The organism is Rhizobium sp. Root1220, assembly GCF_001426265.1.
GTDB lineage: Bacteria > Pseudomonadota > Alphaproteobacteria > Rhizobiales > Rhizobiaceae > Rhizobium.
In genome coordinates this window covers 268273-292704 of the sequence record NZ_LMDG01000033.1, presented here as the reverse complement: position 1 = coordinate 292704, position 24432 = coordinate 268273, and the positions used below count along the sequence as shown (strand labels likewise).

Annotated in this window: 27 protein-coding genes; 14 read left to right on the top strand and 13 right to left on the bottom strand. The window is 61.7% G+C overall.

Annotated elements, in window-relative coordinates; all coding sequences use genetic code 11:
* Positions 1-3: 3 nt before the first annotated feature.
* Positions 4-876 carry a LysR substrate-binding domain-containing protein gene (locus tag ASC90_RS20550; RefSeq protein WP_056544450.1) on the top strand — a complete coding sequence of 291 codons (873 nt, stop codon included), beginning with the start codon at positions 4-6 and terminating at the stop codon, positions 874-876.
* Positions 877-978: 102 nt separating this feature from the next.
* Positions 979-2136, top strand: coding sequence for an adenosylhomocysteinase (locus ASC90_RS20545; RefSeq protein WP_056544446.1), 1158 nt, complete (start codon positions 979-981; stop codon positions 2134-2136).
* 36 nt (positions 2137-2172) lie between these two features.
* Here ASC90_RS20545 and ASC90_RS20540 read toward each other — a convergent pair whose 3' ends face one another.
* Positions 2173-3171 (bottom strand): zinc-dependent alcohol dehydrogenase family protein, encoded by a 999-nt coding sequence (locus tag ASC90_RS20540; protein ID WP_056544443.1) that lies wholly within the window; start codon positions 3169-3171, stop codon positions 2173-2175.
* Between the two features lie 103 nt (positions 3172-3274).
* Here ASC90_RS20540 and ASC90_RS20535 point away from each other — a divergent pair, with 103 nt between their 5' ends.
* On the top strand, positions 3275-4126 hold the full coding sequence (locus ASC90_RS20535; protein WP_056544958.1) for a LysR family transcriptional regulator: 852 nt from the start codon (positions 3275-3277) through the stop codon (positions 4124-4126).
* A 4-nt stretch (positions 4127-4130) separates the two neighbouring features.
* Here the strand turns inward: ASC90_RS20535 and ASC90_RS20530 are convergent, their stop codons facing one another.
* Positions 4131-5027, bottom strand: coding sequence for a LysR family transcriptional regulator (locus ASC90_RS20530; protein WP_056544440.1), 897 nt, complete (start codon positions 5025-5027; stop codon positions 4131-4133).
* Between the two features lie 133 nt (positions 5028-5160).
* Here ASC90_RS20530 and ASC90_RS20525 point away from each other — a divergent pair, with 133 nt between their 5' ends.
* Genes ASC90_RS20525 through ASC90_RS20510 form a run of 4 tightly spaced genes read left to right on the top strand, consistent with a single transcriptional unit; the run spans position 5161 to position 9602 of the window.
* Positions 5161-6600, top strand: a complete 1440-nt coding sequence (locus tag ASC90_RS20525) for an FAD-linked oxidase C-terminal domain-containing protein (protein ID WP_056544438.1) — start codon at positions 5161-5163, stop codon at positions 6598-6600.
* Positions 6597-7808, top strand: a complete 1212-nt coding sequence (gene glcE, locus ASC90_RS20520; protein WP_056544434.1) for a glycolate oxidase subunit GlcE — start codon at positions 6597-6599, stop codon at positions 7806-7808. The genes ASC90_RS20525 and glcE overlap by 4 nt, the downstream gene beginning before the upstream one ends.
* Positions 7808-9121 carry a glycolate oxidase subunit GlcF gene (glcF, locus tag ASC90_RS20515; RefSeq protein WP_056544431.1) on the top strand — a complete coding sequence of 438 codons (1314 nt, stop codon included), beginning with the start codon at positions 7808-7810 and terminating at the stop codon, positions 9119-9121. The genes glcE and glcF overlap by 1 nt, the downstream gene beginning before the upstream one ends.
* Positions 9122-9158: 37 nt before the next feature.
* Entirely contained in the window at positions 9159-9602 is a 444-nt protein-coding gene (locus ASC90_RS20510; RefSeq protein ID WP_056544428.1) for a hypothetical protein, read from the top strand.
* Between the two features lie 39 nt (positions 9603-9641).
* Here the strand turns inward: ASC90_RS20510 and ASC90_RS20505 are convergent, their stop codons facing one another.
* Positions 9642-10322 carry a L,D-transpeptidase gene (locus tag ASC90_RS20505; protein WP_056544425.1) on the bottom strand — a complete coding sequence of 227 codons (681 nt, stop codon included), beginning with the start codon at positions 10320-10322 and terminating at the stop codon, positions 9642-9644.
* Positions 10323-10457: 135 nt separating this feature from the next.
* Complete coding sequence (locus ASC90_RS20500) at positions 10458-11204, bottom strand: L,D-transpeptidase (protein WP_056544422.1); 747 nt, start codon at positions 11202-11204, stop codon at positions 10458-10460.
* A 212-nt stretch (positions 11205-11416) separates the two neighbouring features.
* On the opposite strand from ASC90_RS20500, the gene ASC90_RS20495 reads away from it, so the two are divergent.
* Both ASC90_RS20495 and ASC90_RS20490 read left to right on the top strand, forming a co-directional pair.
* Positions 11417-12046 (top strand): DNA-3-methyladenine glycosylase I, encoded by a 630-nt coding sequence (locus ASC90_RS20495; protein WP_056544420.1) that lies wholly within the window; start codon positions 11417-11419, stop codon positions 12044-12046.
* A complete protein-coding gene (locus ASC90_RS20490; protein WP_056544417.1) occupies positions 12043-12522 on the top strand; it encodes a hypothetical protein in 480 nt (159 codons plus the stop codon). Before ASC90_RS20495 ends, ASC90_RS20490 begins: the two co-directional genes overlap by 4 nt.
* Positions 12523-12535: 13 nt before the next feature.
* Here ASC90_RS20490 and ASC90_RS20485 read toward each other — a convergent pair whose 3' ends face one another.
* The 4 genes from ASC90_RS20485 to ASC90_RS20470 form a co-directional block, all read right to left on the bottom strand.
* The gene (locus ASC90_RS20485; protein WP_056544414.1) at positions 12536-13240 is read right to left on the bottom strand and encodes an HAD family hydrolase; all 705 of its coding nucleotides are present in this window, start codon (positions 13238-13240) and stop codon (positions 12536-12538) included.
* Positions 13241-13305: 65 nt separating this feature from the next.
* Positions 13306-13833, bottom strand: a complete 528-nt coding sequence (locus ASC90_RS20480; protein WP_056544411.1) for a TadE/TadG family type IV pilus assembly protein — start codon at positions 13831-13833, stop codon at positions 13306-13308.
* A complete protein-coding gene (locus ASC90_RS29165; protein ID WP_056544409.1) occupies positions 13833-14366 on the bottom strand; it encodes a TadE/TadG family type IV pilus assembly protein in 534 nt (177 codons plus the stop codon). Before ASC90_RS29165 ends, ASC90_RS20480 begins: the two co-directional genes overlap by 1 nt.
* The gene (locus tag ASC90_RS20470) at positions 14363-15703 is read right to left on the bottom strand and encodes a pilus assembly protein (RefSeq protein ID WP_082520000.1); all 1341 of its coding nucleotides are present in this window, start codon (positions 15701-15703) and stop codon (positions 14363-14365) included. Before ASC90_RS20470 ends, ASC90_RS29165 begins: the two co-directional genes overlap by 4 nt.
* Before the next feature lie 317 nt (positions 15704-16020).
* Here ASC90_RS20470 and ASC90_RS20465 point away from each other — a divergent pair, with 317 nt between their 5' ends.
* Positions 16021-17070, top strand: a complete 1050-nt coding sequence (locus tag ASC90_RS20465) for an aldo/keto reductase (protein WP_056544402.1) — start codon at positions 16021-16023, stop codon at positions 17068-17070.
* Positions 17071-17112: 42 nt separating this feature from the next.
* On the opposite strand, the gene ASC90_RS20460 is transcribed toward ASC90_RS20465, so the two are convergent.
* The 3 genes from ASC90_RS20460 to ASC90_RS20450 all read right to left on the bottom strand — a co-directional run bounded on the left by ASC90_RS20460 (position 17113) and on the right by ASC90_RS20450 (position 18726).
* Positions 17113-17472 carry a DUF305 domain-containing protein gene (locus ASC90_RS20460; RefSeq protein WP_056544400.1) on the bottom strand — a complete coding sequence of 120 codons (360 nt, stop codon included), beginning with the start codon at positions 17470-17472 and terminating at the stop codon, positions 17113-17115.
* Between the two features lie 71 nt (positions 17473-17543).
* A complete protein-coding gene (locus ASC90_RS20455) occupies positions 17544-17951 on the bottom strand; it encodes a hypothetical protein (RefSeq protein ID WP_348270875.1) in 408 nt (135 codons plus the stop codon).
* A gap of 22 nt (positions 17952-17973) precedes the next feature.
* Positions 17974-18726: a hypothetical protein gene (locus ASC90_RS20450; protein ID WP_056544397.1), complete on the bottom strand. Its 753-nt coding sequence runs from the start codon at positions 18724-18726 to the stop codon at positions 17974-17976.
* Between the two features lie 137 nt (positions 18727-18863).
* Here ASC90_RS20450 and hisS point away from each other — a divergent pair, with 137 nt between their 5' ends.
* Genes hisS through hisG form a run of 3 tightly spaced genes read left to right on the top strand, consistent with a single transcriptional unit; the run spans position 18864 to position 22193 of the window.
* The gene (hisS, locus tag ASC90_RS20445; protein WP_056544394.1) at positions 18864-20378 is read left to right on the top strand and encodes a histidine--tRNA ligase; all 1515 of its coding nucleotides are present in this window, start codon (positions 18864-18866) and stop codon (positions 20376-20378) included.
* Position 20379: 1 nt separating this feature from the next.
* Complete coding sequence (locus ASC90_RS20440; protein WP_056544391.1) at positions 20380-21498, top strand: ATP phosphoribosyltransferase regulatory subunit; 1119 nt, start codon at positions 20380-20382, stop codon at positions 21496-21498.
* On the top strand, positions 21498-22193 hold the full coding sequence (hisG, locus tag ASC90_RS20435; RefSeq protein WP_056544387.1) for an ATP phosphoribosyltransferase: 696 nt from the start codon (positions 21498-21500) through the stop codon (positions 22191-22193). Before ASC90_RS20440 ends, hisG begins: the two co-directional genes overlap by 1 nt.
* An 81-nt stretch (positions 22194-22274) precedes the next feature.
* On the opposite strand, the gene ASC90_RS20430 is transcribed toward hisG, so the two are convergent.
* Entirely contained in the window at positions 22275-22721 is a 447-nt protein-coding gene (locus tag ASC90_RS20430; protein WP_056544385.1) for a DoxX family protein, read from the bottom strand.
* Positions 22722-22935: 214 nt separating this feature from the next.
* Here ASC90_RS20430 and ASC90_RS20425 point away from each other — a divergent pair, with 214 nt between their 5' ends.
* Positions 22936-23646 (top strand): glutathione binding-like protein, encoded by a 711-nt coding sequence (locus ASC90_RS20425; protein WP_056544382.1) that lies wholly within the window; start codon positions 22936-22938, stop codon positions 23644-23646.
* Between the two features lie 46 nt (positions 23647-23692).
* On the opposite strand, the gene ASC90_RS20420 is transcribed toward ASC90_RS20425, so the two are convergent.
* Positions 23693-24133: a hypothetical protein gene (locus ASC90_RS20420; RefSeq protein ID WP_056544379.1), complete on the bottom strand. Its 441-nt coding sequence runs from the start codon at positions 24131-24133 to the stop codon at positions 23693-23695.
* Between the last annotated feature and the right edge of the window lie 299 nt (positions 24134-24432).

Below are 24432 nucleotides of genomic sequence, written 5' to 3'. Positions count from 1 at the left end.
AACATGCGCCTCCCACCCCTCAAAGCGATCCGGGCCTTCGAGGCTGTGAGCCGACACGGCAGCATTCTTGGAGCAGCCGGGGAGCTTGGCGTGGTGCGCGGCGCAGTGCGGCAGCAAATCGCAATCCTCGAGGCTCACTTCGGTGAAAAGCTCTTCGAGCACGATGGCCGAAGATTGGTGGCAACCGCAAAAGCAACGAAGTTCGCACGAGCCGCGACATCGGCTTTCGCCATTCTCCACCGCGCGTCTATGGAGTTTGAGGCTGGCGGACACGACCGCATCCGCCTCGGTGTCCCTTCAGCCTTTGCTATATGGTGGTTGATGCCGCGCCTTGCAAATATGCAGGCCACCCTTGGCGACGTCGAAGTCGATATCGTTCCGATGACGGTCGTTGAGCCGCTGTCGCTCCGCCCGGAATTCGACGCCGTCATCATGGGCGGTGAATACAGGCCGGCGGACGGCATCACCGCGGTTAAGTTCATGGAGGACGAGTTCGGTCCCGTCGCCACGCCGGATCTCGCCGCAACGATCGCCGGCGATCCGCTCCGAATGGCCGATGTCACGGCATTGATCAGCCGCAGCGCGCCGAGCCTCTGGAGCGAGTGGTTCTCCGAAAGCGGAACCGTGCCGGTGACTTTCCGGAGAAAGCAGGAGTTCGAAGACCTGTTGCTGGCTCTCGGGGCGGCGCGCTCCGGGCTGGGCGTGGCGCTGGCTCCCCGGGCATCGATCGAGGATGACCTCCAGCGCAATATCCTCGTCGCACCCTACGGTTTCATTCGCCGTCCGGCGGGCTATAGCCTTTCATGCAGGACAGCGGACGCGAAAAGGCCATCATTCATGGCGCTTCGCGATTGGCTGCTTGGCTCGGCAAACTAACGGGTGAAGTGGCAGATTTTCTGCCCCTCGCGGAGAAATATGTCCATGTCCGACTGCGGCTTCCCTGTCTACGAAGTGAGATGAAAGCGAAAGGACAAGGGCATGGAACGGAATGCTACCCGCATCGAGTGGATCGGCAACAGCTGCCGCCTGCTGAAGGCAACCGCGGCCGAGTTCGAGAAGACCCGACCGTTCGAGGGGTTGACGATCGGCACCGGTATCCACCTGGAACCGAAGACCGTGGCGCTTCTTATGACGCTGCGGGCGGGCGGCGCGCGGCTGGTGTGCACCGGCAACCTCAACAGCACGCAGCCGTCGACGGTGGAGTTCCTGCGCTCGCAAGGCATCACCGTTTTCGCCACGCAGACGACCGATCCCGCCGAACATCACAAAAGCCTTGAAGCGGTCGTCGCCGAAAAGCCGGACCTTCTCCTGGACAATGGCGGCGACCTGTTCGCGATCGCGGCCGAACGCCCCTATGCCAACCTTCGTGGGGGCACCGAGGAGACGACCTCCGGCCGGACGCGACTGCTGCCGCTGCGCGAGAAGCTGAACATGCCGATTCTCGTCATCAACGATAGTCCGATCAAACAGTTCGCCGAAAATAGGCACGCGGTCGGCCAGAGCATGTTTGAAAGCTATATGCGCTTTACCAACCGCTCGACGAACGGCAAGCGCGTCACCGTTTTCGGTTATGGCGCCTGCGGCAAGGGAACGGCGGCCTGCTTCCGCAATGCCTTCTCGAATGTCAGCGTTGTCGATATCGATCCCGTGACGGCGCTGGAAGCGCATCTTGACGGGTTCTCGACGCCATTGCGCGACGATGCGGTGCGCTCCGCCGATCTTCTGGTGACGGTCACCGGCTTTGCCGACATCGTGACCGTGGCCGACTTGGCGCTGATCAAGGACGGGGCGATTCTGATGAATGGTGGGCATTTTCCGCTGGAGATCAGTGTTGCGGCCTTCCGGCAGCACGCCGATGTCGTTCGGATCGACAGCTACGAGGCGGACGGCATCGAGACGTTCCATCTCCGGGACGGGCGCTCGTTTCATGTTCTGGGTGGCGGGCACATGGCAAATCTTGCCGGTCCGCGCCCGCTCGGAAATTCCGTCGAATCGATGGATCTGGGTTTCACGCTGCAAGCCCGCTGCCTCGATCGGGTCGCCGGTCGTGGGGTTGGGCCGGAGGCATGCATCGTGCCGGTGCCCGGTGATATCGATGCAATTGTCGCAAGTGCCTATCTCGATCTTGCCCGATGAAGCGGGGCACGGCCCCTTGCGGCCGTGCCAGTCCGGTCAGGCGATCTCGACAACCAGTTTGCCCGATGCCTGCCTGGTTTCGATCAGGGCATGTGCCTCCGCGACGTTGCCGAAATCGAAACGTCGCGGATCGAGTTTCGGCGCAAGCGCCCCCGCTTCGACAAGCCTGGTCACCTCACGCATGATCTCGCCGTGGTGGGTGCGCCCTTCGCCGGTCAGGAGTGGCAGCAACGTGAAAACGCCGGAGTAGGTCGCGGCCTTGAAGGATAGCGGGGCCAGGGCGTGCGTGCCCCATCCAAGCGCGCTCACCACATGGCCGAAGCGGCTGACGGCCTTGAAGGCCGTATCGAGCCCGGCGCCGCCGACCGTATCGTAGACGACATCGAAACCTTTTCCGCCTGTATACTCGGTCACATACTCTTCTGCTGTCGTCGACGCGCGGTCGATCGGAATGGCGCCGAGGCTGCTGATGTAACTCGCTTTCTGCGCGCCATCCACGGCGTAGACATCGGCACCTACGCTCTTGGCGATCTGCACCGCGACATGGCCGACTCCGCCGGCGCCGCCAAGAACCAGAACCTTCTGCCCGGCCCGAACCTTGGCGCGGTCGACCAGGCCTTCCCACGCCGTAATCGCGATCAACGGCAGGGCAGCGGCTTCACGCATCGAGAGATTGCCGGGCTTGGGAGCGAGGAGGCGTGCATCGACGGCCGCGAATTGTGCCAGCGATCCCTGGATGCCGCCGACGCCGCCGGTCATCCCGTAGACCTCGTCGCCGCGACGAAAACCGCTGACACCGGCGCCGACCTCTTCGATCACACCGGCCATGTCGATGCCGAGGACGGCGGGGAGGGGGTGGCGCGCATGGGCCGCGTTGCCGGCACGGATCTTGGTGTCGAGCGGGTTGACGCCGCTTGCCTTGATCCGGACGAGCACCTCGCCTTCGTTTGCAGAGGGTTTCGCGATCTGGGCAGTACGAAAATCGCCTGCGGGCGCATCGACAAGGAGCGCCTGCATTGTTGAGCTGGGGGACATGGAACTCGCCTTTCGTTTCGATGACCAGACCATGATCTGTTGTATTGAGAATGGAAATCAAAGATACTGACTTGCTTTCATGCATTTATGTTTGGGATGTGCCGTGGATTGGAGCGACCTGAAGGTTTTTCTAGCGATAGCGCGCGGCGGCACATTGGGTGCGGCAGCCCGCAGCCTCGGTTCGACACAGCCGACCATGGGCAGACGGTTGCGGGCGCTGGAAGGGTCCCTCGGTCAGCCGCTTTTTCAAAGAACCGCCGATGGCTTCGTGCTGACCGACGAGGGAACGACCGTCCTCGCGCGTGCCGAGCGCATGGAGGAGGAAGCGCTTGGGCTGGAGCGGGAGCTTGCCGGTCAAAGCAGGCAGGTGAGCGGTTTTCTGCGTCTGTCTTCGTCGGACTGGTTCGGTGCGCATGTTCTGTCGCCTGTGCTTGCGGAATTCTCGCAAGCCTATCCCAACGTCGTTGTCGAGCTCCTGACCGACAGCCGGCTGCTCAGCCTTGCGCGACGAGAGGCCGATATCGTTTTCCGCATCGCGCCGTTCTCTGAACCCGAAGTAATTTCGCGCAAGCTCCTGCATGTCGACTACGGGCTCTACATCAGGCGCGGCGAGCCGCAGCCAAAGGCAGGGGATGGCACCGGTGCGCGGCTGGTGACGATGGACGAGGCGTTCGGCGGGATGCCCGATGTCGCGTGGCTGAAGCGTATTCTGCCGAAGGCGGACATTGTCATGCGCAGCAACAACCGCGACGTTCAGGCAACGCTCTGCGCCAACGGGGCCGGATTGGCGGTGCTGCCCCGCCCTCTGGGCGATGCGACCGCGGCGCTCGAGCGCGTCGATCTCGGCGAAACTCCGCCGGGACGCGACACCTGGGTCGGCTACCACCGGGACATGAAGCGGCTGGCGCGTCTGCGGGCATTGCTCGATCTGGTGATCGAAAGGTTGGCGCGTTGAACCGTCAACGCTCCCAGTACGGAACCGGCCCGTAGACGTCTGCCAGAAAGTCGATGAACAGCCGCACCTTCGCCGGCAGGAACTGGCGGCTCGGATAGACGGCCGAAAGCGTCACGTTGCGCGACCCTTCATATGCCGGAAGCACCTGTACCAGACGGCCGTTCTTCAGTTCGTTGCCAATGTCCCAGGTGGACCGCAGCGCGATACCAAGGCCCGCAACCACAGCCTCGCGAACCACCTCGCTGGAGTTCGTAACGAGCATGCCTTCGGGCCGCATCGTGAGGGGTCCGTCAGGTCCTTCAAGCCGCCATGCGTCGTTGTTGTGCGCGGGGAGACAGCGGTGGCGCTTCAGGTCGTCGATGGTGCGCGGCGTCCCGTTGAGCGCGAGATAGTTCGGTGATGCGCAGAGCAGGCGGCGAACCGGCGCAAGCCGCCTTGCGACGAGGCTCGAGTCTGTCAGTTCGGCGATGCGGATGGCGAGATCGAAACCCTCGCCAACGATATCGGTGAATTCGTCGCTGAGCACCAGGTTGATGGCGAGATGCGGATGCACGTCCATGAAAGCCTTGAGGTGGGGGGCCACATGCGCGCGACCGAACGAGGTCGGTGCCGTGACCTTCAACATCCCCTGCATCTGGGCAGAGCGTCCCGAAATGTAGAACTCGGCCTCCTCCAATCCCGCCAGAATGCCGAGCACGCGATCGTAGAAGCCCTGGCCCGCCTCCGTCAGTGAGATTTGCCGGGTCGTGCGCTGCAGAAGGCGGGTGCCGACCCTGTCTTCCAACCGTTTGATTCGCTTCGAAACGACAGCTGGTGAAAAGCCCAGTGCCCGGCCGGCGAGAGACATGCTACCGGTCGAAACGACCTTGGCAAAGATTTCGAGATCGCCGAGATTGGTCATGAAGGTCTGATAGTTTCCCCTTTTGGAATAAGTGCTTAGCATTTGCGCCGCAATGGGGAAAGTGCTAAGCCGGATCGACCGGCAGCGTGGACGATGCTTCCGGTTTCGCTGCCGTCAGCGAAGGGAGAAAACCATGTCCGACACCATCTCGTTTCTCGCCCCGCGCGCCGATGTGCTGACACGCCGCACGCAAATCGTCACGGACCTTGCCGATCTGCTGCCACGGGAATGTCTAGTCCACGAAGCACGCGAACTGGTGCCGTTCGAGACCGATGCCTTTGTCTCCTATCGCCGCGTACCGCTGGCCGTGGCCCTGCCACGCACGACTGCCGAGGTGGCTGCGGTGATGAAATACTGTCATAGATATGGCGTGCCGGTCGTGCCGCGCGGTGCCGGAACATCGCTGTCGGGCGGTGCGATCCCGCAGGAGGACGCCGTCGTCGTCTGCGTCTCGAAAATGAACCGCATCCTTGAAATCGATCTGCCGAACCGCGTCGCCGTGGTCGAAGCCGGCGTCACCAATCTCAATATTTCTGAATCCGTCTCCGCGGACGGTTTCTTCTATGCGCCGGATCCGAGTTCGCAGCTCGCGTGCACGATCGGCGGCAACATCGGCATGAATTCCGGCGGCGCGCACTGTCTGAAGTACGGGGTGACGACGAACAACCTCCTCGGCGTGAAGATGGTGCTGACCGACGGCACGGTGATCGATCTCGGCGGCAAGGCGCTCGATGCCGGCGGCTACGATCTTCTCGGTCTCGTTTGCGGTCACGAAGGCCAGCTCGGCATAGTGACGGAGGCAACGGTGCGCCTCATCGCCAAGCCGGAGGGCGCCCGTCCCGTTCTCTTCGGCTTCGAGACATCCGAAGAGGCCGGTTTGTGTGTTGCCGATATCATTGCTGCCGGCATCATCCCCGTGGCGATCGAATTCATGGACAAGCCGGCGATCGAGATCTGCGAGGCCTTTGCGAAGGCCGGTTATCCGCTGGATGTCGGGGCGCTCCTGATTGTCGAGGTCGAGGGCTCGGACGCGGAAATGGACGACATGCTGAAGAGCATCGTCGAGATCGCCCGCAAGCATGCGGTAAAGACCGTGCGCGAGTGCCAGTCCGCCACGGAGGCCGCCTTGATCTGGAAAGGCCGCAAGTCCGCCTTCGGCGCGACTGGTCGCATCGCCGACTACATCTGCATGGACGGCACGGTGCCGTTGAGCCAGCTCTCTCACGTGCTGAAGAGGACTGCCGAGATTGTCGATCACTATGGTCTTCGTGTCGCCAATGTCTTTCATGCCGGGGACGGCAACATGCACCCGTTGATCCTCTTCAACGCCAATGATCCCGACGATGCCGCCCGCGCGGAAGCCGCTGGCATGGATATCCTCAGGCTCTGCGTCGATGCCGGTGGCTGCCTGACCGGCGAGCACGGCGTCGGCATCGAGAAACGCGACCTGATGCGCCATCAGTATTCCGAGGCGGACCTCGCGCAGCAGATGGCCGCGCGTGCCGCCTTCGATCCGGGCTGGCTCCTCAATCCGTCCAAGGTTTTCCCGCTCGAGGGGCGCCCCGCCGCATGATTGACCTATTTCCAACAGCGGAGGAAGATGCCGCGACGATCGTCCGTGACCATGCGGCGGCGGGCAAGGCGCTTGTCATTTGCGGTGGCAATACGCGGTCGGGCTTTGGCGATGCCGTGCCGGCCGCAGGCCGCCTGCGCTCCACCAACCTCACCGGCATCGTTGCTTACAATCCGGGCGAGATGGTTCTGACGGCCCGGGCAGGTACGCCCCTTTCGGAGATCGAAGCGGCGCTGGCCGAGAACGGCCAGATGATGGCCTTCGAGCCGATGGATCACCGGCCGATCATGGGCACGTCGGGCGAACCGACGATCGGCGGTGTCTTCGCGGCAAACGTTTCGGGTCCACGCCGCCTGATTGCCGGGGCGGCACGTGACAGCCTCCTGGGTGTACGTTTCGTCAATGGTCGGGGCGAGGTCATCAAGGCAGGTGGCCGAGTGATGAAGAACGTCACCGGGCTCGATCTCGTCAAGCTGCTGGCCGGATCATACGGCACGCTGGGTTTCATCACCGAGGTGACATTTCGCGTGCCGCCACGCCCGAGGGTCGAGCAGACAATCGTTGTTTCCGGCCTTAACGACGCCGAGGCCGCCAATGCGATGGCCGTCGCCATGGCGCTTCCGGTCGAGGTCTCGGCCGCCGCACACTTGCCGACAAGCGTCACCTGGAAATTCCTCGACTGCACCCTGCCTCAGGGCGAGGCGACCTGCCTGCGTATCGAGGGGCTGCCCAGCTCCGTCGACGCGAGAATGCTGAAGCTCGCCGCAGCGATGCAAGCGTTCGGACCCGTCGTAAAGTTGAACCGGGAAGATAGCGCCCGCCTTTGGCGAGATGTCCGCGACGTGTCGCCCTATGCCGACGGAACGCCGCGGCCGGTCTGGCGGGTTTCCGTCGCCCCCAGCGTTGGCCACCAGCTTGTCGCCGCGCTGCGTCTCGAAACCGGCGTCGATGCTTTTTACGATTGGCAGGGCGGTTTGATCTGGATGCGCATGGAGGCCGACGCCGACGCCGATCTGCTGCGCCGCTTCATCAAGGCGCTCGGCGGCGGTCACGCAACGCTGATCCGGGCACCCGAGGAGATGCGGGCGGCAACCTCGGCCTTTCAACGGCAGCCCGACGCAGTGGCCTTGCTCTCCGCAAGGCTGAAGGAAAAATTCGATCCAGCCGGCGTCTTCAATCCGGGGAAGATGGCAGGACATACAAGATAATGCAGACCAACTTTACCCTCGCTCAGCTCGCCGATCCGCATGTTGCCGAATCCGAGCAGATCCTGCGAAAATGCGTGCATTGCGGCTTCTGTACGGCGACCTGTCCAACCTATGTGACACTCGGCAACGAACTCGACAGTCCACGCGGCCGCATCTATCTGATCAAGGACATGCTGGAGAACGGCCGCGCCGCGGACACGGAAGTCGTTACCCACATCGATCGCTGTCTCTCCTGCCTTGCCTGTACGACAACCTGCCCCTCCGGCGTCGATTATATGCACCTGGTCGATCATGCCCGGGCACATATCGAAAAGACCTACAAACGTCCTTTCATGGACCGGCTGACGCGCGGAATTCTGGCGGCCGTCCTTCCATATCCTGGCCGCTTCCGACTGACTCTAAGGCTTGCGCGCATCGGCCGGCCGCTGGCAGCTCTGTTGCGGCGCAGGCCGGAGCTCAAGCCGTTCGCCGCCATGCTGGCACTCGCGCCGCGCAGGGTACCGGCCGCCTCGTCCTTTTCCGCGGCTGCTAGCCATCTGCCGACGGCGGAGAAGCGAGGGCGGGTGGCGATCCTGACCGGTTGCGCGCAACCGGTGCTCGATCCGGCCATCAACGAAGCGACGATCCGGCTGCTGACGCGTCTCGGCGTGGAAGTCGTGGTGCCGCGCGGGGAGGTCTGTTGCGGCGCGTTGGTGCATCACATGGGGCGCGAAGAGCAGGCACTCGCAAGCGCTCGCGCCAACGTCGACGTCTGGACACGGGAAATCGAAACCGGCGGCCTCGATGCCATCGTCATCACGGCCTCGGGGTGCGGCACGACGATCAAGGACTATGGCCACATGCTACGGCTTGACCCGGCCTATGCCGAAAAAGCCGAGCGTGTTTCAGCCATAGCCAAGGATATCACCGAATATCTGACGACGCTCGATCTGCCGGCGCAAATGCCCAGGGGGATTGCGGTCGCCTATCATTCGGCCTGCTCCATGCAGCATGGCCAGAAAATCACCACAGCTCCGAAGTTGCTGTTGAAGGCAGCGGGTTTCACCGTCCGCGATCCTGTCGAGGGGCATCTCTGCTGCGGCTCGGCCGGCACCTACAACATCATGCAGCCGGACATTTCCGAAACACTCAAGACACGCAAGGTCAAGAATATCGAGGCAACGAAGGCTGACGTCATCGCCACCGGAAATATCGGTTGCATGACGCAGATTGCGACCGGCACGGCCATGCCGATCATTCACACCGTGCAGCTTCTGGATTGGGCCTATGGTGGCGATGTACCGGAAAAATTAAGGGATTTGCCACTAGCGTAGCGCCGCCGGATCGACCGGCGGTCTCTGGAGTTCAGAAATGCGTCGTACAGTCCTCGCGCTCACCGTTTTCTGCAGCGCGACCCAGCTTGCCCATGCCGAAAATAGTTTGTTCTTTTGCTCGGCAGACGACAAGCATGTTCGCTTCACGCTTGAAAGCGGCTTCGAACCTGGGGAAGGGCACAAGCTCAATCATTTTCGCGGCGCGCTGCTCATGAAAAACGAAGCTGCTGCAACGGATTTCGGGAAGATCGTCCTCGCTTCCGCTAACCTGTCGCACCATTGGTCGCATGGGGGCGAATTGCGTCTGGAGGTCTTTTACAACGGCGGCGAGGAGGCCGGCGGCCAGACCGTAAATCTGATTGTCGCAGCGGACCAACCGAGCAAGTCCGCAGTCGCGTTCTCTGGCACCTACGAACTGCTGGTCGAAGGCGGCGCCAAGCCGCTCGCCGCAGGCGGCAAGGTAAGCTGCGGAACGAAGTAGGCGGCCGGAAAGCCAGCCGCCTTTTCGTATGCCGTGGCTTTAGCCGCCGAACAGCGTCCTGAGAACGTCGATGCCGCGGTCTTCGAAGCTGATCTCGCCCTGCTTGCTGCCGGGGCCGATGACGATCACTTTGGTGCCGACGGGCGCGCGATCATAGAGATCCGTCACGTCCTTGTTCATCATGCGGATGCAGCCGGAAGTCATGTTGAGGCCGATCGTCCACGGCTGGTTGGTGCCGTGGATTCGGAAAATCGTGTCGCGGCCGCCCTTGTAGAGATACATGGCGCGGGCGCCGAGCGGGTTGTCTTCGCCACCCTCCTGGAACGCCGGGATGATACGGCCCTTGGCCGCTTCCCTGACGCGCATCTCCGCCGGCGGCGTCCAGCTCGGCCACTCCGCCTTGCGGCCGATCTTGACGACTCCCGACCAGCCGAAGCCTTCACGACCGACGCCGATGCCGTATCGCGTCGCGCGGTTCTTGCCCTCGACGAGGTACAGGAACTTGTTGTTGGTATCGATAATGATCGTTCCCGGCGCTTCGTTCGTTACCAGTCGCACCCGTTGACGCTTGAACTGCGGCTTGACCGTCTTCGGCATCTGGGCGACCCGAACCACTGGAGCGCCTTGCTGCGCTGGGTTCGCCGGCTGGGCCGAAACCGATGTCGACAGGAAAGAGACCACAAGGCCGGCGGCAGCAAGAGCCGTCGCAAATTTCATCATGTTTGATTCCCTCAAAGCAAAACCGGATCGACGCTAGACGAACTTCGATCCGATTCAAGCTTTTCCATGCCGAATGTGGCAATTTCCGCATTGGCAAGGGTCAATCCTTGCCGCACTTCAGGTATTGCGATCGCGTTACATCACGATGACGCGGGTTCCGACCTTTACGCGCTCATAGAGATCAACGACATCTTCGTTACGCAGCCGGATGCAACCCGACGAGACAGCGTTGCCAATCGTCCAGGGTGCGTTGGTGCCATGAATGCGGTAGAGCGTAGAGCCGAGATACATGGCGCGCGCACCCAACGGATTTTCCGGTCCGCCGTCCATGCGGGCCGGCAGGTAGTGGCCCTTGGCCGCCTCGCGGCTGACCATCTCCGAAGGCGGGGTCCAGTCCGGCCATTCTGACTTGCGGGTAATCTTGTGGGCTCCGGCCCATTCGAAACCGGGCTTGCCGACGCCGACGCCGTAGCGTCGCGCCTTGCCGCCGTCCATCACCAGATAGAGAAAGCGGTTGTTCGTATCGATGACGATGGTGCCGGGGTTTTCCTGCGTCTCGTAGGCCACGATCTGCGGCAGGAATTGCGGTTCGATCCGCTGGCGAACGACCGGAACACCGGGATTGATCGCGGAGACGGGCCGCGTGAGTGCGGGGGGAACCTGCTGTGTGGCACGTGGAGCAAAAAGGCCGCGCTGCTGGAAGACGACCGGCCGCTGGTACACAACTGGACGAACCTTGCCGCCGCCGAGCTGCATGATCCACGGCGCAGCGAGATCAGGGCTGAGCACCACCGGCGGGCGTGTCGCATAACGGTCGCCGCCGAGGGCGGCCGTGGAGAAGACGCCGAGCAGGGCCGCGGCGAGCAGAAGGGATTTCATCATCGGACGGGACTCTCTACAAATGGCCGAAAATGCGCTGGCGGCATTCGCCACCCGCCATCCATGCTGCCATCCTCCGCGCCAGCGAATCGTAAATTCCTGTCGATGACAGGCCGACGCGGCGGATAAACTTTTCGTCAGGGTTATCGTTCGGTTTGGAAAGAGGGTTTCCAAGTGGTAAAGCCGGATTCGCAGCTGGAAAACGAAGCGGACTCATGAGCGAAACGGGCATCATCATCGGCGAAGACGGCAAGCACCGCTGTCACTGGCACGGCAATCTGCCGGACTACCTGCGCTATCATGACGAGGAGTGGGGGCGTCCTGTCACCACTGACATCCGGCTGTTCGAGAAGATATGCCTGGAAGGGTTCCAGTCGGGATTGTCGTGGTTGACGATCCTGCGCAAGCGGGAAAACTTCCGCCTGGCCTTCTCTGGCTTTGACTTCGAAAAAGTGGCGCTTTTCGATGATGGCGATATCGCGCGATGCCTGGCCGATACCGGCATTGTCCGCCACCGCGGCAAGATCGTTTCCACGATCAACAATGCCAAGCGCGCAATGGAGCTGCGCCAGGAGTTCGGTTCGCTCGCCCGCTACTTCTGGGGATTCGAGCCGGGCCACAACGAACGACCGAAGGTCGTCGACCGGGCGGCGATCATGGCCAATCCTACGACGCCGACATCCGTGTTGATTTCCAAGAATCTCAAGAAACGCGGCTGGACCTTTGTCGGACCGACCACAGTTTATGCCTTCATGCAGGCAATGGGTCTCGTCAACGATCATTTCGAAGGCTGCTTCTGCCGCGCCGAGGTAGAGGCGATGCGCGATGCATTGGTACGTCCATGAGCAGAGTGATGGCGATCGCTGCGGCCTGTGGGCTGATTGCTTCGGCTGCATTCGCCCAGACGCCGGATCTCCAGCCCGGTGAACGCCTGGAGAAGCTGCAGTTTCCGGCTGCAACGATGGAACTGAAGGGCTGGACGAAGTTTGGCAACAGCGAGGTCTACACACTTCCGGTGAAGGCAGGCCAGCATGTGAAGATCAGCTTTTCCACCAAGAGCAAATTCGCTTTCCTGTCGATCTTCGACCTTGCGGCACCGGACGACGAGGCGATCTTCGGGACGGATGAGGATGGCCTCACCTACAGCGTAACGGTGAAGCAAAACACGACTTGGCTGTTCAGGCCATATTATTCCAAGGTTTCGCCGCGCCGCGGCCTCGGGGCGCCATATAGCATTCTGGTCGAGCCCCAGGTAGCGCCGCCACCCGGCGCACCTGCTCCCGCCGAAGGTTTGGCGCCATCGCCGCTCTTCCCGCCATGATGAACCTCGGCTGTCAGCCGAGACCTTCGATAAGTCCGCGCAGTTCCCCGAGGTGCTCGATCTTGCGAAAACGCGGCGCGTCCGTCGGCTCCTCGACATGCTCCACGACCCACGTTAGCTGGTGCGGCACGAAGACACCGTAGCTGCCCGCCGCAATCGCCGGAACGATATCCGATTTCAACGAGTTGCCGACCATCATCGCCCGTTCGGGACCCCCTCCGATCTTGGAAAAGATGCGTCGATAGGTGACCGCGGTCTTGTCGGAGACGATTTCCACCGCGTGAAAAAAATCGCCGAGACCCGATTGGGCCAGCTTCCGCTCCTGGTCGAAGAGGTCGCCCTTGGTGATCATCACCAGCAGGTAGTGTTCGGCAAGCGACTGAAGTGTTTCGTGCACATGCGGCAATGTCTCGACCGGATGCGAAAGCAGATCGCGCCCTGTGTCCAGAATGTTGGCGATCACCGCGGCCGGGACCTTGCCTTCGGTGACTTCGATCGCGGTTTCGATCATCGACAGCGTGAAGCCCTTGATGCCGAAGCCATAGTGCCGAAGGTTGCGTTTCTCGGCCTCGAGCAGGCGTTCCGAAATCTTCGGACCCTCGGCAAAATCCGCCAGCAATTCCGTAAAGTGCTCTTCGGTCAGCCGATAATATTGCTCGTTCTGCCAGAGCGTGTCGTCGGCATCGAAACCGATGGTAGTCAGCGCGCCGTTGTTCATTGGCCCAGCCTGCAAAGTCTAACGAAACAATTTATGCACTGAAAGCGCCGAAACAAGAGTGCGGCCTACTGATATACGATCGCCCCGATAAAGCGGGGCCTGACAAAGGCGGTCTCGGAAAACGTCAGCGTTCCGAAACCGAGGATGGACGTCAGCGCCGTATAGGTGGTCGCACCTTCGACATAGATGACCGAGTCGCCGTCGGTTACCTGGGGAAGAGTTGTCGCGTTCAGGAGTTGCGGTTTCAACAGCGAGGTCTTGCCGATCTCCTTCTTCCAGTCCAGCTTGTAGGCGCCGCCGGTTTTCTTGACGCTGGAGATCCTGAGCGCGCTTGGCGCGGTGCTGCTTTGCTGCAGGTGCGTGAACACCCCGTAGACATTGGTCAGGAACGCGGTGTCGACCGACGTCTGGCGGGAGATGACATCCGCGACGATGCCATTTGCCTGGACGATGCCTTGGTAGGTCCGGTACATGTCGAAGGCCGTCACGCTTGCGAGAAAGAAAAAGACCGTCACCGGCGCGATCAGCGCGAATTCGACGGCAGACGCGCCGGAGCGCTCGCGGGCAAATCTTGAAAACATGCGCCAGGACATCAGGTCGGCTCGTTCACGAAGGCGAAGCTGGAGGTCAGGCGAACGCCTCCCGTGCTGTCCTTGGGAAGGCTGAGGCCAAACCCGATCCCCGGGATCATCGGATTCACCACGTAGCAGGCCCTCGTGAAGATGATCTGCGACGGCTTGCCGGCGGTGTAGCTGGTGACGGGATCGATTGCGATCGACCTGTCGACGCAGGGCGTGGCGTTCGTGGGGAAGTCTGCGGCGTTGGCAATCGGCGTGAATTCGATCCGGATTGATTTGACGCAATCGCTTAGAATCATCGCCTCGTTGCAGACAGCCGCCTTGAAGTCGGCATAGGTCAGCTTTGCACCATTGATCTGCATCGATCGCGAACTGCGACTGACCGCCCTGTCGAGCATGATGGCCTGCGACATGATCCAGCCTGCGTCGAATATCGAGAATATCAGCGCAAAGACGATCGGCGCGAGGATCGCAAACTCGATCGCGGCGGCGCCACTCGTGTTTCGCGTAATCCTGCCAAGACGGGATGTCGGGGGTGACTGACTCATTGGGTCAACCTCAGTTTCCGGATGGATGTCGAGATCGACTTGAAGGCATCGCCAATGCCGGTGCCCGAGGCCTGGTAGAAATGCGCGGCACTGGTCGCGCAGTTCTTCATGCCGTTGATCGCCGCGGTGTCGCTGCCCAGTTCGAAGCCGATCGTGAAGACCGTGATCCCCTTGGCCTTGGCGGTACTGCACACCTTGCTGAGCATGGCAGCCGTATCGCCCGACATGGTGTTGTTGTCGGGTTTCAGATCGGGAGACCGATTGTAGTCCTTGGGTCGATATTGCGCGGTGATGACGCCGTCGGTCATCAGGACGAGCACTTTCATCGTGTCTGACGCGTTGAAAGCTGCCGGCCTGTTGGCGAATGCGGACGACATCCGACCGGTCGCGATTGCCGCCTGGACGATCGATCTTGATCCGGGGTTGAGCAACATGTAGCCCCATTGCATCGCGTTCTGCGTGCCGGTGCCGTCGTAAAGGGCAAGCGTGCTGAGGCGGCTCTTCAGGTAGGTTGCGTCATTGGAAAAATAGGTAATCGAATCTTCCTCGCCGGGACACCACCACCATTTCTTCTCCTTGTCGGTGGTCTCGAAATTCCAGTTGGTAAAGGTCGGCAATTGGCCGCGATCCTTGAACGTCGGAATGCTGTCGCTGCCGTAGCCGCTCGCGTCGAGTTCGAAACACGAACCCTTATAGTTCGGGTCCTTCTTCGGTATCTGCTGCGCGAGGCGCTTTCCGCCGAGCTGATCGAAGACCGCGGCGCCAACGTTGACGTGACCTGCATAGGGTACGACGCTGACCGTGGTGTATTCCTTGGTCTCCGCTGTCAATATCTGGTCGATGAATTGCTGCGAGGCGGCCTTCAGGTTCTTGATCTTGCTGCCAACCATCGATCCCGACATGTCGAGCATCAGCGACAGCTCGATATTCTGCTTGGCTTCCTCCGCGCTCGATACCGTCGTGATGTTGAGCGTCTTGACACCCGCCAGATGCAGGAAGGCCGTACCTATCGTGTAGGATGCCTGCGCTGTTATCTTGCGCGAGTTCAGCGCAGTCGCTTCGTTGAAGCGGATGGTGATGTCCTTGGCATAGTCCAGGTTGTTCATGTAGCTCTGCAGAACATCGGCTGTTTTCTGCTTCTGGGTTAGCGAGGCGGCCGCGAGGACACCGCGGTCCAGCCCGTCCTGCATTTCCACGCGCACCGCCTCGTATCGAGCGAGATCGACCCCGGCACCGCCCGCTACCACAAGCGGAACGAGCAGGAGCGCGAACACCATGGCAACGTTGCCGCGTTCGCTGTGCAGCAATCGGGTTGCTATTTCACGAATAATGCTCATCAGCCTGTCCCCGAAATTCAGGCGAGTATGAGTGTGAACCCCTTAGAATTTAGTGAATATTCGATATAAATTGTTGCAAATACAATCATGAAGAGAAAATTTACAACCGATCGACAGGGCGGGTCGAAGCCGGATGAGCGGTGATCTGTCGCACTGGCTCATAGTGGCGTTGAAAGCGCATCCCTCCGCCTTATTCTAAAGCTGTCTCTTGAGCCGCCGCTCGAGGCTCTGCCTGTGAAATGCAGGTCAGCAATCGGAAATAGGCTTCATCAATCCGCGGGCAGCCGCTTGCGGCCACCACAAGGAAATGTCCGATCATGCGCTACAACCAGCTTGGAAATACCGGCTTGTTCGTCTCTGAAATCTGCCTGGGCACCATGACCTTCGGCGCTGCCGATGAAGGCGGCATGTGGGGCGCCATAGCCGATGTCGATCAGAAGGCCGCGGACCAGATCGTCGAGCGCTCGCTTGCAGCCGGCGTGAACTTCATCGATACCGCAGACGTCTATTCTTTCGGCCAGTCTGAAAAGTTGCTCGGGCAGGCGCTGAAGAACCTTGATGTTCCCCGCAAGGACGTGGTGATCGCCACCAAGGTCTATGGCGTGATGGGCGACAAGCCGAATGATCGTGGGGCATCGCGCGGCCACATCATGGATTCTGTCGAGGCAAGCCTCGAACGCCTGCAGACCGATCACATCGACCTCTATCAGATTCATGCGACGGATACCGTCACACCGATCGATGAGACCCTGCGTGCGCTCGACGATCTCGTGTCGCGCGGTCTCGTTCGCTACGTCGGCGTTTCGAACTGGCAGGCCTGGCGGATCGCCAAGGCGCTCGGTATCTCGGAACGCCGTGGCTTTGCCCGCTTCGAAACAATCCAGGCCTACTACTCCATCGCGGGTAGGGACCTCGAACGCGACATCGTGCCGTTGATGAACGAGGAGAAGCTCGGTCTCATGGTCTGGTCGCCGCTGGCCGGCGGTCTTCTTTCGGGCAAGTATGGGCCGGGCGCGCCGGGCAACGGCGAAGGCCGTCGCGCGACGTTCGACTTCCCGCCGGTCGACAAGGACAAGGCCTGGGCGTGCGTCGCGGTGATGCGCGAGATCGCCGAAAAACATGGCGCAAGCGTCGCGACGGTGGCCCTTTCGTATATTCTGGCTAAACCGTTCGTAACCACCGTGATCATCGGTGCCAAGCGCGTCGAGCAGCTCGATCAGAATCTTGCTGCGGTGGACCTCACACTCGACGCCGAGGACTTGAGGAAACTGGATGACGTCAGTGAGTTGGCGCCGGAGTATCCCGGCTGGATGCTGGCTCGCCAGGGGAGCGGCCGTCGTCCTGCTCCATTCGACCCCAAGAGCTGAGATAAGGGCCGCCGGAGCCAGGGCTTCGGCGGCCTCCTATCGCTACTTGCCGTGCGCCTTCAGCCAGGCCTGCATCTCCGCGATTTCAGCCTCCTGGGCCTTGATAACCGCTTCGGCAAGCTTGCGGATTTCGGGATCCTTGCCGTATTGAAGCTCGATCTTGGCCATGGCGATCGCGCCCTGGTGATGCGGGATCATCCCGCGCACGAAGTCGGCGTCGGTGTCGCCGCTGTACTCTATCGACATATCCTTGTGCATCGTCGCGTTTGCCTCCGCGAAGGCGTGGCTGGATGCGCCGTGGTCACCCATCGGCTTGCTCATGTCCATCGGCATGTTTTCGGCTAAGGCGGGGATAGCGAAAAGCGCAAGGCTTGCCGCAACGGCTATGGTTTTCAGAGACATGGATTTCCTTCCTCTGTCTGCAATGGAATTCGAAGTGCGGTGGCAGCCGCGATTGATTGGCAACTGAAAGGTCAGAGGAGCCGGGGAGGCGGCGCCACCGGTGCCGGCCGGGCATCCGGCAATGCTGCGGATGCAGCCGGTGCAGGGTAGGAGAAAACCTGCTTTCCCTCACCACCGGCAGCGGTTGCCGGCAGGATGGCAATGCATGCTACGCACAAAGCCACGTGCGCCACGCCGCCGGATGAGCAAGGGTTCTTTGCCGGCGCGGAGTGGCGCTCATCCATATGCATGCCGGGCGCGTGCTGATGCGTGCTGACGTCAATCGTCGCGGCATTCGCCGTCGACACGCACATGGGGCAGCCGGCCCAGGCGGACATCGTCCCATAGGCCAGCCAGGCAAGCATCGTGGTTATCATCGCGAGAAAGCGCATGTGCCCAAGATAGGCAAACCCGATCTCGATGCCAAGCCGTTGCTGCACGGCAGGCAAGCGTCCGCAGATTTCAATAGGTAGCAATCACCCGGTGAACGATCTGATAGTCGGGACTTTCCTCGCCGAGAGGCACGACGGGCCATGACCATGCCGCCGCCGATGGCGGCGAGACGCCATGCAGAAGATTGGTTTCCTCATGCCGCTTGCCGGTCCGGTCGATGACCGCATAGGAAATATCCGTCAGCAGGCAGGTTGCGAACGGTGCTGCCGCCAGACCCGTCAGATGCGCCGCGATCAACTGCTCGACGGTATCGGCAGGCATCCGGTCCGGCTCCGCCTCAAGGCGCCTCTGCACGCCGCGGCCGATCTGGGAGAGCAGATTGGCGGAGACGACGAAGTCGAGATACGGCACGTTGCGGAGAAAGCCGAGCGGCTCGGCCAGCTTGCCGGCGGCCAGCTCCTCATATCCCGAAAGATCCCGCTCGATCAGCCTGACATTGCGGTAGCGCTTCCGTTTCAACGTCAGCCGCACTGTCGCGATATGCACGAGATCAATGAGCACCACCGTATCGAAGACCGCCGCCAGTTCCTTTATCGGTACATCGCGCAATAGCCCGGAGCCGAGAACGACCGCCGTCCGCGTTTGCTTCAGCCCCGCCATTGCCTTCAATATCGCCCTGCGGCTGTTCTCCTCGTGCTCCGCCCATTGCCGGCTGCAGCGGCCGGCACGCGACCACAGATTGACGGAATAGCGGATGTATTTCCGGTGCGCCTTCTGCGTCACCGGAACGGTCGCGGCGTAGAGTAGCGCCTCGGCAATCATGATGTGGCTCCCGCCATTCGTTCCGGATCCATCGTTCAATCGATTCTGCCTCCGGGATCAAGGGCCTTCGCCCTTGCCGCATCCGGCCCAATCCGCTAGGAAACCGCCACTGTCACACCGAGCGGAAGACGTTGGAAATGAACGACAAGCAGAAGAAACCACAAAAGCTCAAGGCGAGGCTCCCCCGCGGCTTCGTCGATCGTTCGGCAGCCGATATTCGCGCCGTCAACGAGATGACCGCGAAGATCCGCGAAGTCTATGAGCATTATGGTTTCGAGCCGGTCGAAACGCCGCTGTTCGAATACACCGACGCGCTCGGCAAGTTCCTGCCCGATGCCGACCGGCCGAACGAGGGCGTCTTCTCGCTGCAGGACGACGACGAACAGTGGATGTCGCTGCGCTACGACCTGACGGCGCCGCTCGCCCGTCATGTCGCCGAAAACTTCAACGATATCCAGCTGCCCTACCGCACCTATCGCGCCGGCTATGTCTTCCGCAACGAAAAGCCCGGCCCGGGCCGCTTCCGCCAGTTCATGCAGTTCGATGCCGATACGGTCGGCGCGCCGGGCGTACAGGCCGATGCCGAGATGTGCATGATGATGTCGGATACGCTGGAAGCGCTCGGCATCAAGCGCGGCGACTATGTCATCCGCATCAACAACCGCAAGGTCTTGGACGGCGTTCTCGAGGCGATCGGTCTCGGCGGTGACGACAAGGCCGGTCAGCGTCTCAACGTGCTGCGCGCTATCGACAAGCTCGACAAGTTTGGTCCCGAAGGCGTCGCACTCCTGCTCGGCCCCGGCCGCAAGGATGAGAGCGGCGACTTCACCAAAGGTGCCGGTCTCGACCAGGGCCAGATCGACAAGGTTCTGTTCTTCGTCGGCATCAAGGATTACGCGGAAAGCGCCGCCCAGCTGGCAGAGCTGGTCGCCGGCACCTCCAAGGGCGCCGAAGGCGTCGAGGAACTGAACTTTATCGGCAGCCTCGTCACCGGCGCTGGCTACCAGTCCGACCGCATCAAGATCGACCCCTCGGTTGTCCGCGGCCTCGAATACTACACCGGCCCCGTCTACGAAGCCGAGCTCACCTTCGACGTCACCAACGAAAAGGGCGAAAAAGTCGTCTTCGGCTCGGTCGGCGGCGGCGGGCGTTATGACGGTCTCGTCTCCCGCTTCATGGGCCAGCCGGTGCCGGCCACCGGCTTCTCGATCGGCGTCTCGCGTCTGATGACGGCGCTGAAGAACCTCGGCAAGCTCGGCCAGAGCGAGGTCATCGAACCCGTTCTCGTCACCGTCATGGATGGCGATGTCGATGCCATGGGCCGCTACCAGCGCCTCACCCAGGACCTGCGCAAGGCCGGCATCCGCGCCGAGATGTACCAGGGCAACTGGAAGAAGTTCGGCAACCAGCTGAAATACGGCGACCGCCGCGGCTGCCCGGTCGCCATCATCCAGGGCGGCGACGAGCGCGCCGAGGGCGTGGTGCAGATCAAGGACCTGATCGAGGGCAAGCGCCTCTCCGGCGAGATCGAGGACAATGCCAGCTGGCGCGAAGCCCGCGTCGCGCAGGAAACCGTTCCCGAGGCCGATCTGGTCGCCAAGGTACGGGAAATCCTGGCGGCGCAGGCCGAAGATCGGAAGAGGGCGGGCTGACATGCCCCTGATCAACCTCCCGGATTTCTCCGCCGATCTCCTCGCCGAGTTCACCGCCCGACGCACCGAGCGGGTAGACACACCCGTTATCCAGCCGGCGGAGCCGTTTCTCGATATCGCCGGCGAAGACCTCCGCCGCCGCATCTTCATGACCGAAAGCGAGACCGGCGAGAGCCTGTGCCTGCGCCCGGAGTTCACGATCCCCGTGTGCCTTCGTCACATCGAGACGGCCACCGGCACGCCGAAGCGCTATTCCTATCTCGGCGAAGTCTTTCGCCAACGCCGCGAAGGCGGCAACGAATTCTATCAGGCCGGCATCGAGGATCTCGGCGACATCAATATCTCCAGCGCCGATGCCCGCGCGGTTAGTGATGCGACCGGCATTCTCGGCAGGCTTTTGCCCGGTAGGCGGTTGTCCGTCACCATCGGCGATCAGGCGGTCTTCGAAGCCGTCGTGCAGGCGCTCGGCCTGCCGCTCGGCTGGCAGAAACGCCTGATCCACGCCTTCGGCAACATGGTCCAGCTCGAAGCCCTCATGGCAAGCCTCGTCAGTCCGCAGTTCGTGACCGGTCTCGACGATGACATTGCCCGTCTGGTCGGCGCCGGCGACGAGGCCGCGCTGGTGGCGCATATCGATGCGACGATGCACCGGACCGGATATTCGTCCAACGCCAGCCGCTCGCCGCTCGAGATCGCGCGACGCCTCAGGGAAAAGCTGATCCTCTCCGAGACCCGTCTCGACGATGCGGCTTTCGGCGTGCTCGAGGCGTTCCTGTCGCTCGACGTGCCGCTGATCAATGCCTCCGCTGCCCTGTCCGGCTTCGCGGACGCTGCCGGACTGAAGCTCGGCAATGCGCTCTCCCGATTTGATGGGCGCGTGGCGGCGCTTGCCAATGCCGGCGTCGATCTCTCCGTGATCAGCTATCGCGCTGCATTCGGCCGCCCGCTGGATTACTATACCGGCCTGGTCTTCGAGATCGGCGTCGAAGGCTCCGAGGCCGTGCTCGCGGGTGGCGGTCGCTTCGACAGGTTGCTGACCTTCCTGGGCGCTAGGGATCGCATTCCCGCCGTCGGCTTCTCGCTCTGGCTCGACCGCATTGAAGCAGAGAGGGCAGCCTGATGACGATCACCATCGCGCTCCCATCGAAGGGTCGGATGAAGGAGGATGCTTCGGCGATCTTCGAACGCGCCGGCCTGAGGATCGAGGCGGTCGGCAACGACCGCTCCTACCGAGGCCGCGTCGAGGGTTGGGAGGATGTCGAAGTCGCTTTCCTCTCGGCATCCGAAATCTCTCGCGAACTCGGCAACGGGACCGTCGATTTCGGCGTCACCGGCGAGGATCTGATCCGGGAGGGGTTGGCTGAATCCGACCGTCGCGTCGAGGTTTGCGCGCGCCTGGGCTTCGGCCATGCCGATGTTGTCGTCGCCGTTCCGGAAATCTGGCTCGACGTCGATACCATGGCCGATCTCGGCGACGTTGCCGCCGATTTCCGTGCCCGCCACGGTCGCCGCCTGGCGATTGCGACGAAGTACTGGCGCTTGACGCAGCGGTTTTTTTCAAGCCAGCACGGCATTCAGCTCTATCGCATCGTCGAGAGCCTTGGCGCGACCGAGGGCGCCCCGGCGTCCGGCTCCGCCGACATCATCGTCGATATCACCTCTACCGGCTCGACGCTGCGGGCGAACCACCTGAAGATCCTTTCCGACGGCGTCATCCTGCGGTCGGAGGCCTGCCTCGTGCGGGCACGCAAGGAAACCCACGCCGATGAGCCCGCCGTGGCGCGGCTGATCGAGGCGGTACGCTCCGCGTTGTGATCGATGTCCAACGTCCAACGCACGAAAAACCCGCCGTCTGGTGACGGCGGGTCGAGCATGCTTGGGAGGATGCTTTGTCGGTTAGGCGGTCAAGGCAACCGCGCCGCGACGGGCGTCGATGGAATAAAGGCCCGGGCCGAAGGTGGCGAGCAGGATGTAGGCGCCGGCCAGCGTGAAGTTCTTCATCAGCATGATGCCGTTGAGGGCATTGATCCAGCCGAGCGCTGCATCGGGCCAGCCAGGTACGGCAACGGTGGCGGAGTGGAACACCAGGCCGGTGAACACGCAGAACAGGGCCAGCGCCCAGCCGACGACCTTGGTCTGGAAGCCAACGAGAACGGCGACGCCAGCGACCAGTTCGAACAGGCCGGCAAGATAGGCCAGTGCGGTAGCGGCAGGCAGACCTGCTCCGGTGATCATGCCAGCGGTGCCAGCGGGATCGCTGAGCTTGCCGAAGCCGGTGTAGATGAACATGAAAGCAAGAAGGACGCGAGCGACAAGAATGATGCTGCTGTTGGTATGCGACATGGACGTTGTCTCCGTTTTAATGTGTGAGAGGTTTCTGTGCCCCCGGCACTGTCTCAACCTCCGATGACACGTTGTCGCCTTTTTTCGCTGTCGTGGAAAGATGGACGCATGCGGACGGTTCGTTCGATAATAGTGAACGACGGCGCAGGGGCTTGCGGACTTGCCACGCGCCGCGCCGCCCTTCTATGGTCGACCGCGAAACACGGAGAAAACCATGGCAGACCTTTCCGCATTCCCGATCACGACCCGTTGGCCGGCAGCGAACCCCGAGATCATCCAGCTCTATTCACTACCCACGCCGAACGGCGTGAAGATTTCGATCGCCCTGGAGGAGTTGGGGCTTCCCTATGAGCCGCATCTGATCTCGTTCGGCACCAATGACCAGAAGTCTCCGGAATTTGTATCGCTCAACCCGAATGGCCGCATACCGGCGATCATCGATCCCGAGGGTCCGGACGGAAAGCCGATCGGCCTGTTCGAGTCCGGCGCCATCCTGCTCTATCTTGCCGAGAAGACCGGCACTCTGATACCCGCGGACGCCGTTGGCCGCTACGAAACGATCCAGTGGGTCTTTTTCCAGATGGGCGGGATCGGGCCGATGTTCGGGCAGTTCGGGCATTTCTACAAATTCGCCGCCGAAAAGGTCGCCAACAACGCCTACCCGATGGAACGCTACCGGGATGAATCGAAGCGTTTGCTGGGTGTGCTGGAAGCACGGCTGCAGGGCCGGAAGTGGATCATGGGCGATCTCTACACGATTGCCGATATCGCGACCTTCCCGTGGCTGCGCGGCGCCGACATCTTCTATGGCGGCAGGGACGTCCTCGACTATGCGAAATTTCCGGCAGCAATGGATTGGCTGGAGCGTTGCATAGCCCGCCCTGCCAGCCAGAAGGGCTTGAATGTGCCGGCTCGCCCGGCTTGATGCACGTCAGGTTGTCGAGGCCGGCCAGCGCCGGCCTCAAAGCATGTCATTGACGGCGAAGCGGGGTCGTGGAACCGACCGTGGACCGTGGAAAGACGAAAACACCGAGCATGCCGCCACTCTGCGCGTTTTCATGTCCATTCGATTCCCCCATGCAGAACAACGGCTGGCGGTAGCCGTTCGCCATGACGATCGTCGTCGAAAAACAAAAGGACGACGACAGCGTCGCGGCCTCTTCGAGCAACTGCAGGATACGATCATGATCCTTTGGATCATAGCAGCGCATCAGGCCCAGAAGGCCGCATTCCCGTGTCGGCAATCCGTGCAGCAGCGCGCTCCATTCCTTGAGGCGGATGACGCCGCTGGAAAAATCTCCGGTCCAGGTCTCGGATATTGAAAACTGCCTGAGCAGTTCAGAATCGTCATCGGCATCCAGCGATCCCGGCATGACCGGAGCCGCACCGCTGGCTTTCGCTATTTTAAACAAATTGTTCCCCAGTTTTGGTGCGGTTCACCCGCCGCCGGCACCCAGCAATTTTATGCCACCCGCGCGTCATGCATGGGCAACCGGGAAATGGGGCAATGGATGCCGGGTTCTTCTTGATCGGAACCGCGTCCAGTTTCTCCGGTGATATACGCAACTTCTGATGTATGCAGGGGATACCCCTATCCCGAACGCTGCCTGGGGCGGTGACGACCAGGATCGAGAGATCGATTGGACGCGTGCACCTCGGCTGCAGGCCGGATTTATAGGAAGTTTTACGCAAACGGCAATCGCTTTTTGCA

Excerpts from the sequence above, each read along its gene's own strand:
- ASC90_RS20550 (WP_056544450.1), top strand. The coding sequence starts at position 4 with ATGCGCCTCCCACCCCTCAAAGCGATCCGGGCCTTCGAGGCTGTGAGC.
- ASC90_RS20545 (WP_056544446.1), top strand. The coding sequence starts at position 979 with ATGGAACGGAATGCTACCCGCATCGAGTGGATCGGCAACAGCTGCCGC.
- ASC90_RS20540 (WP_056544443.1), bottom strand. The coding sequence starts at position 3,171 with ATGTCCCCCAGCTCAACAATGCAGGCGCTCCTTGTCGATGCGCCCGCA.
- ASC90_RS20530 (WP_056544440.1), bottom strand. The coding sequence starts at position 5,027 with ATGACCAATCTCGGCGATCTCGAAATCTTTGCCAAGGTCGTTTCGACC.
- ASC90_RS20525 (WP_056544438.1), top strand. The coding sequence starts at position 5,161 with ATGTCCGACACCATCTCGTTTCTCGCCCCGCGCGCCGATGTGCTGACA.
- glcE (WP_056544434.1), top strand. The coding sequence starts at position 6,597 with ATGATTGACCTATTTCCAACAGCGGAGGAAGATGCCGCGACGATCGTC.
- glcF (WP_056544431.1), top strand. The coding sequence starts at position 7,808 with ATGCAGACCAACTTTACCCTCGCTCAGCTCGCCGATCCGCATGTTGCC.
- ASC90_RS20510 (WP_056544428.1), top strand. The coding sequence starts at position 9,159 with ATGCGTCGTACAGTCCTCGCGCTCACCGTTTTCTGCAGCGCGACCCAG.
- ASC90_RS20505 (WP_056544425.1), bottom strand. The coding sequence starts at position 10,322 with ATGATGAAATTTGCGACGGCTCTTGCTGCCGCCGGCCTTGTGGTCTCT.
- ASC90_RS20500 (WP_056544422.1), bottom strand. The coding sequence starts at position 11,204 with ATGATGAAATCCCTTCTGCTCGCCGCGGCCCTGCTCGGCGTCTTCTCC.
- ASC90_RS20495 (WP_056544420.1), top strand. The coding sequence starts at position 11,417 with ATGAGCGAAACGGGCATCATCATCGGCGAAGACGGCAAGCACCGCTGT.
- ASC90_RS20490 (WP_056544417.1), top strand. The coding sequence starts at position 12,043 with ATGAGCAGAGTGATGGCGATCGCTGCGGCCTGTGGGCTGATTGCTTCG.
- ASC90_RS20485 (WP_056544414.1), bottom strand. The coding sequence starts at position 13,240 with ATGAACAACGGCGCGCTGACTACCATCGGTTTCGATGCCGACGACACG.
- ASC90_RS20480 (WP_056544411.1), bottom strand. The coding sequence starts at position 13,833 with ATGTCCTGGCGCATGTTTTCAAGATTTGCCCGCGAGCGCTCCGGCGCG.
- ASC90_RS29165 (WP_056544409.1), bottom strand. The coding sequence starts at position 14,366 with ATGAGTCAGTCACCCCCGACATCCCGTCTTGGCAGGATTACGCGAAAC.
- ASC90_RS20470 (WP_082520000.1), bottom strand. The coding sequence starts at position 15,703 with ATGAGCATTATTCGTGAAATAGCAACCCGATTGCTGCACAGCGAACGC.
- ASC90_RS20465 (WP_056544402.1), top strand. The coding sequence starts at position 16,021 with ATGCGCTACAACCAGCTTGGAAATACCGGCTTGTTCGTCTCTGAAATC.
- ASC90_RS20460 (WP_056544400.1), bottom strand. The coding sequence starts at position 17,472 with ATGTCTCTGAAAACCATAGCCGTTGCGGCAAGCCTTGCGCTTTTCGCT.
- ASC90_RS20450 (WP_056544397.1), bottom strand. The coding sequence starts at position 18,726 with ATGATTGCCGAGGCGCTACTCTACGCCGCGACCGTTCCGGTGACGCAG.
- hisS (WP_056544394.1), top strand. The coding sequence starts at position 18,864 with ATGAACGACAAGCAGAAGAAACCACAAAAGCTCAAGGCGAGGCTCCCC.
- ASC90_RS20440 (WP_056544391.1), top strand. The coding sequence starts at position 20,380 with ATGCCCCTGATCAACCTCCCGGATTTCTCCGCCGATCTCCTCGCCGAG.
- hisG (WP_056544387.1), top strand. The coding sequence starts at position 21,498 with ATGACGATCACCATCGCGCTCCCATCGAAGGGTCGGATGAAGGAGGAT.
- ASC90_RS20430 (WP_056544385.1), bottom strand. The coding sequence starts at position 22,721 with ATGTCGCATACCAACAGCAGCATCATTCTTGTCGCTCGCGTCCTTCTT.
- ASC90_RS20425 (WP_056544382.1), top strand. The coding sequence starts at position 22,936 with ATGGCAGACCTTTCCGCATTCCCGATCACGACCCGTTGGCCGGCAGCG.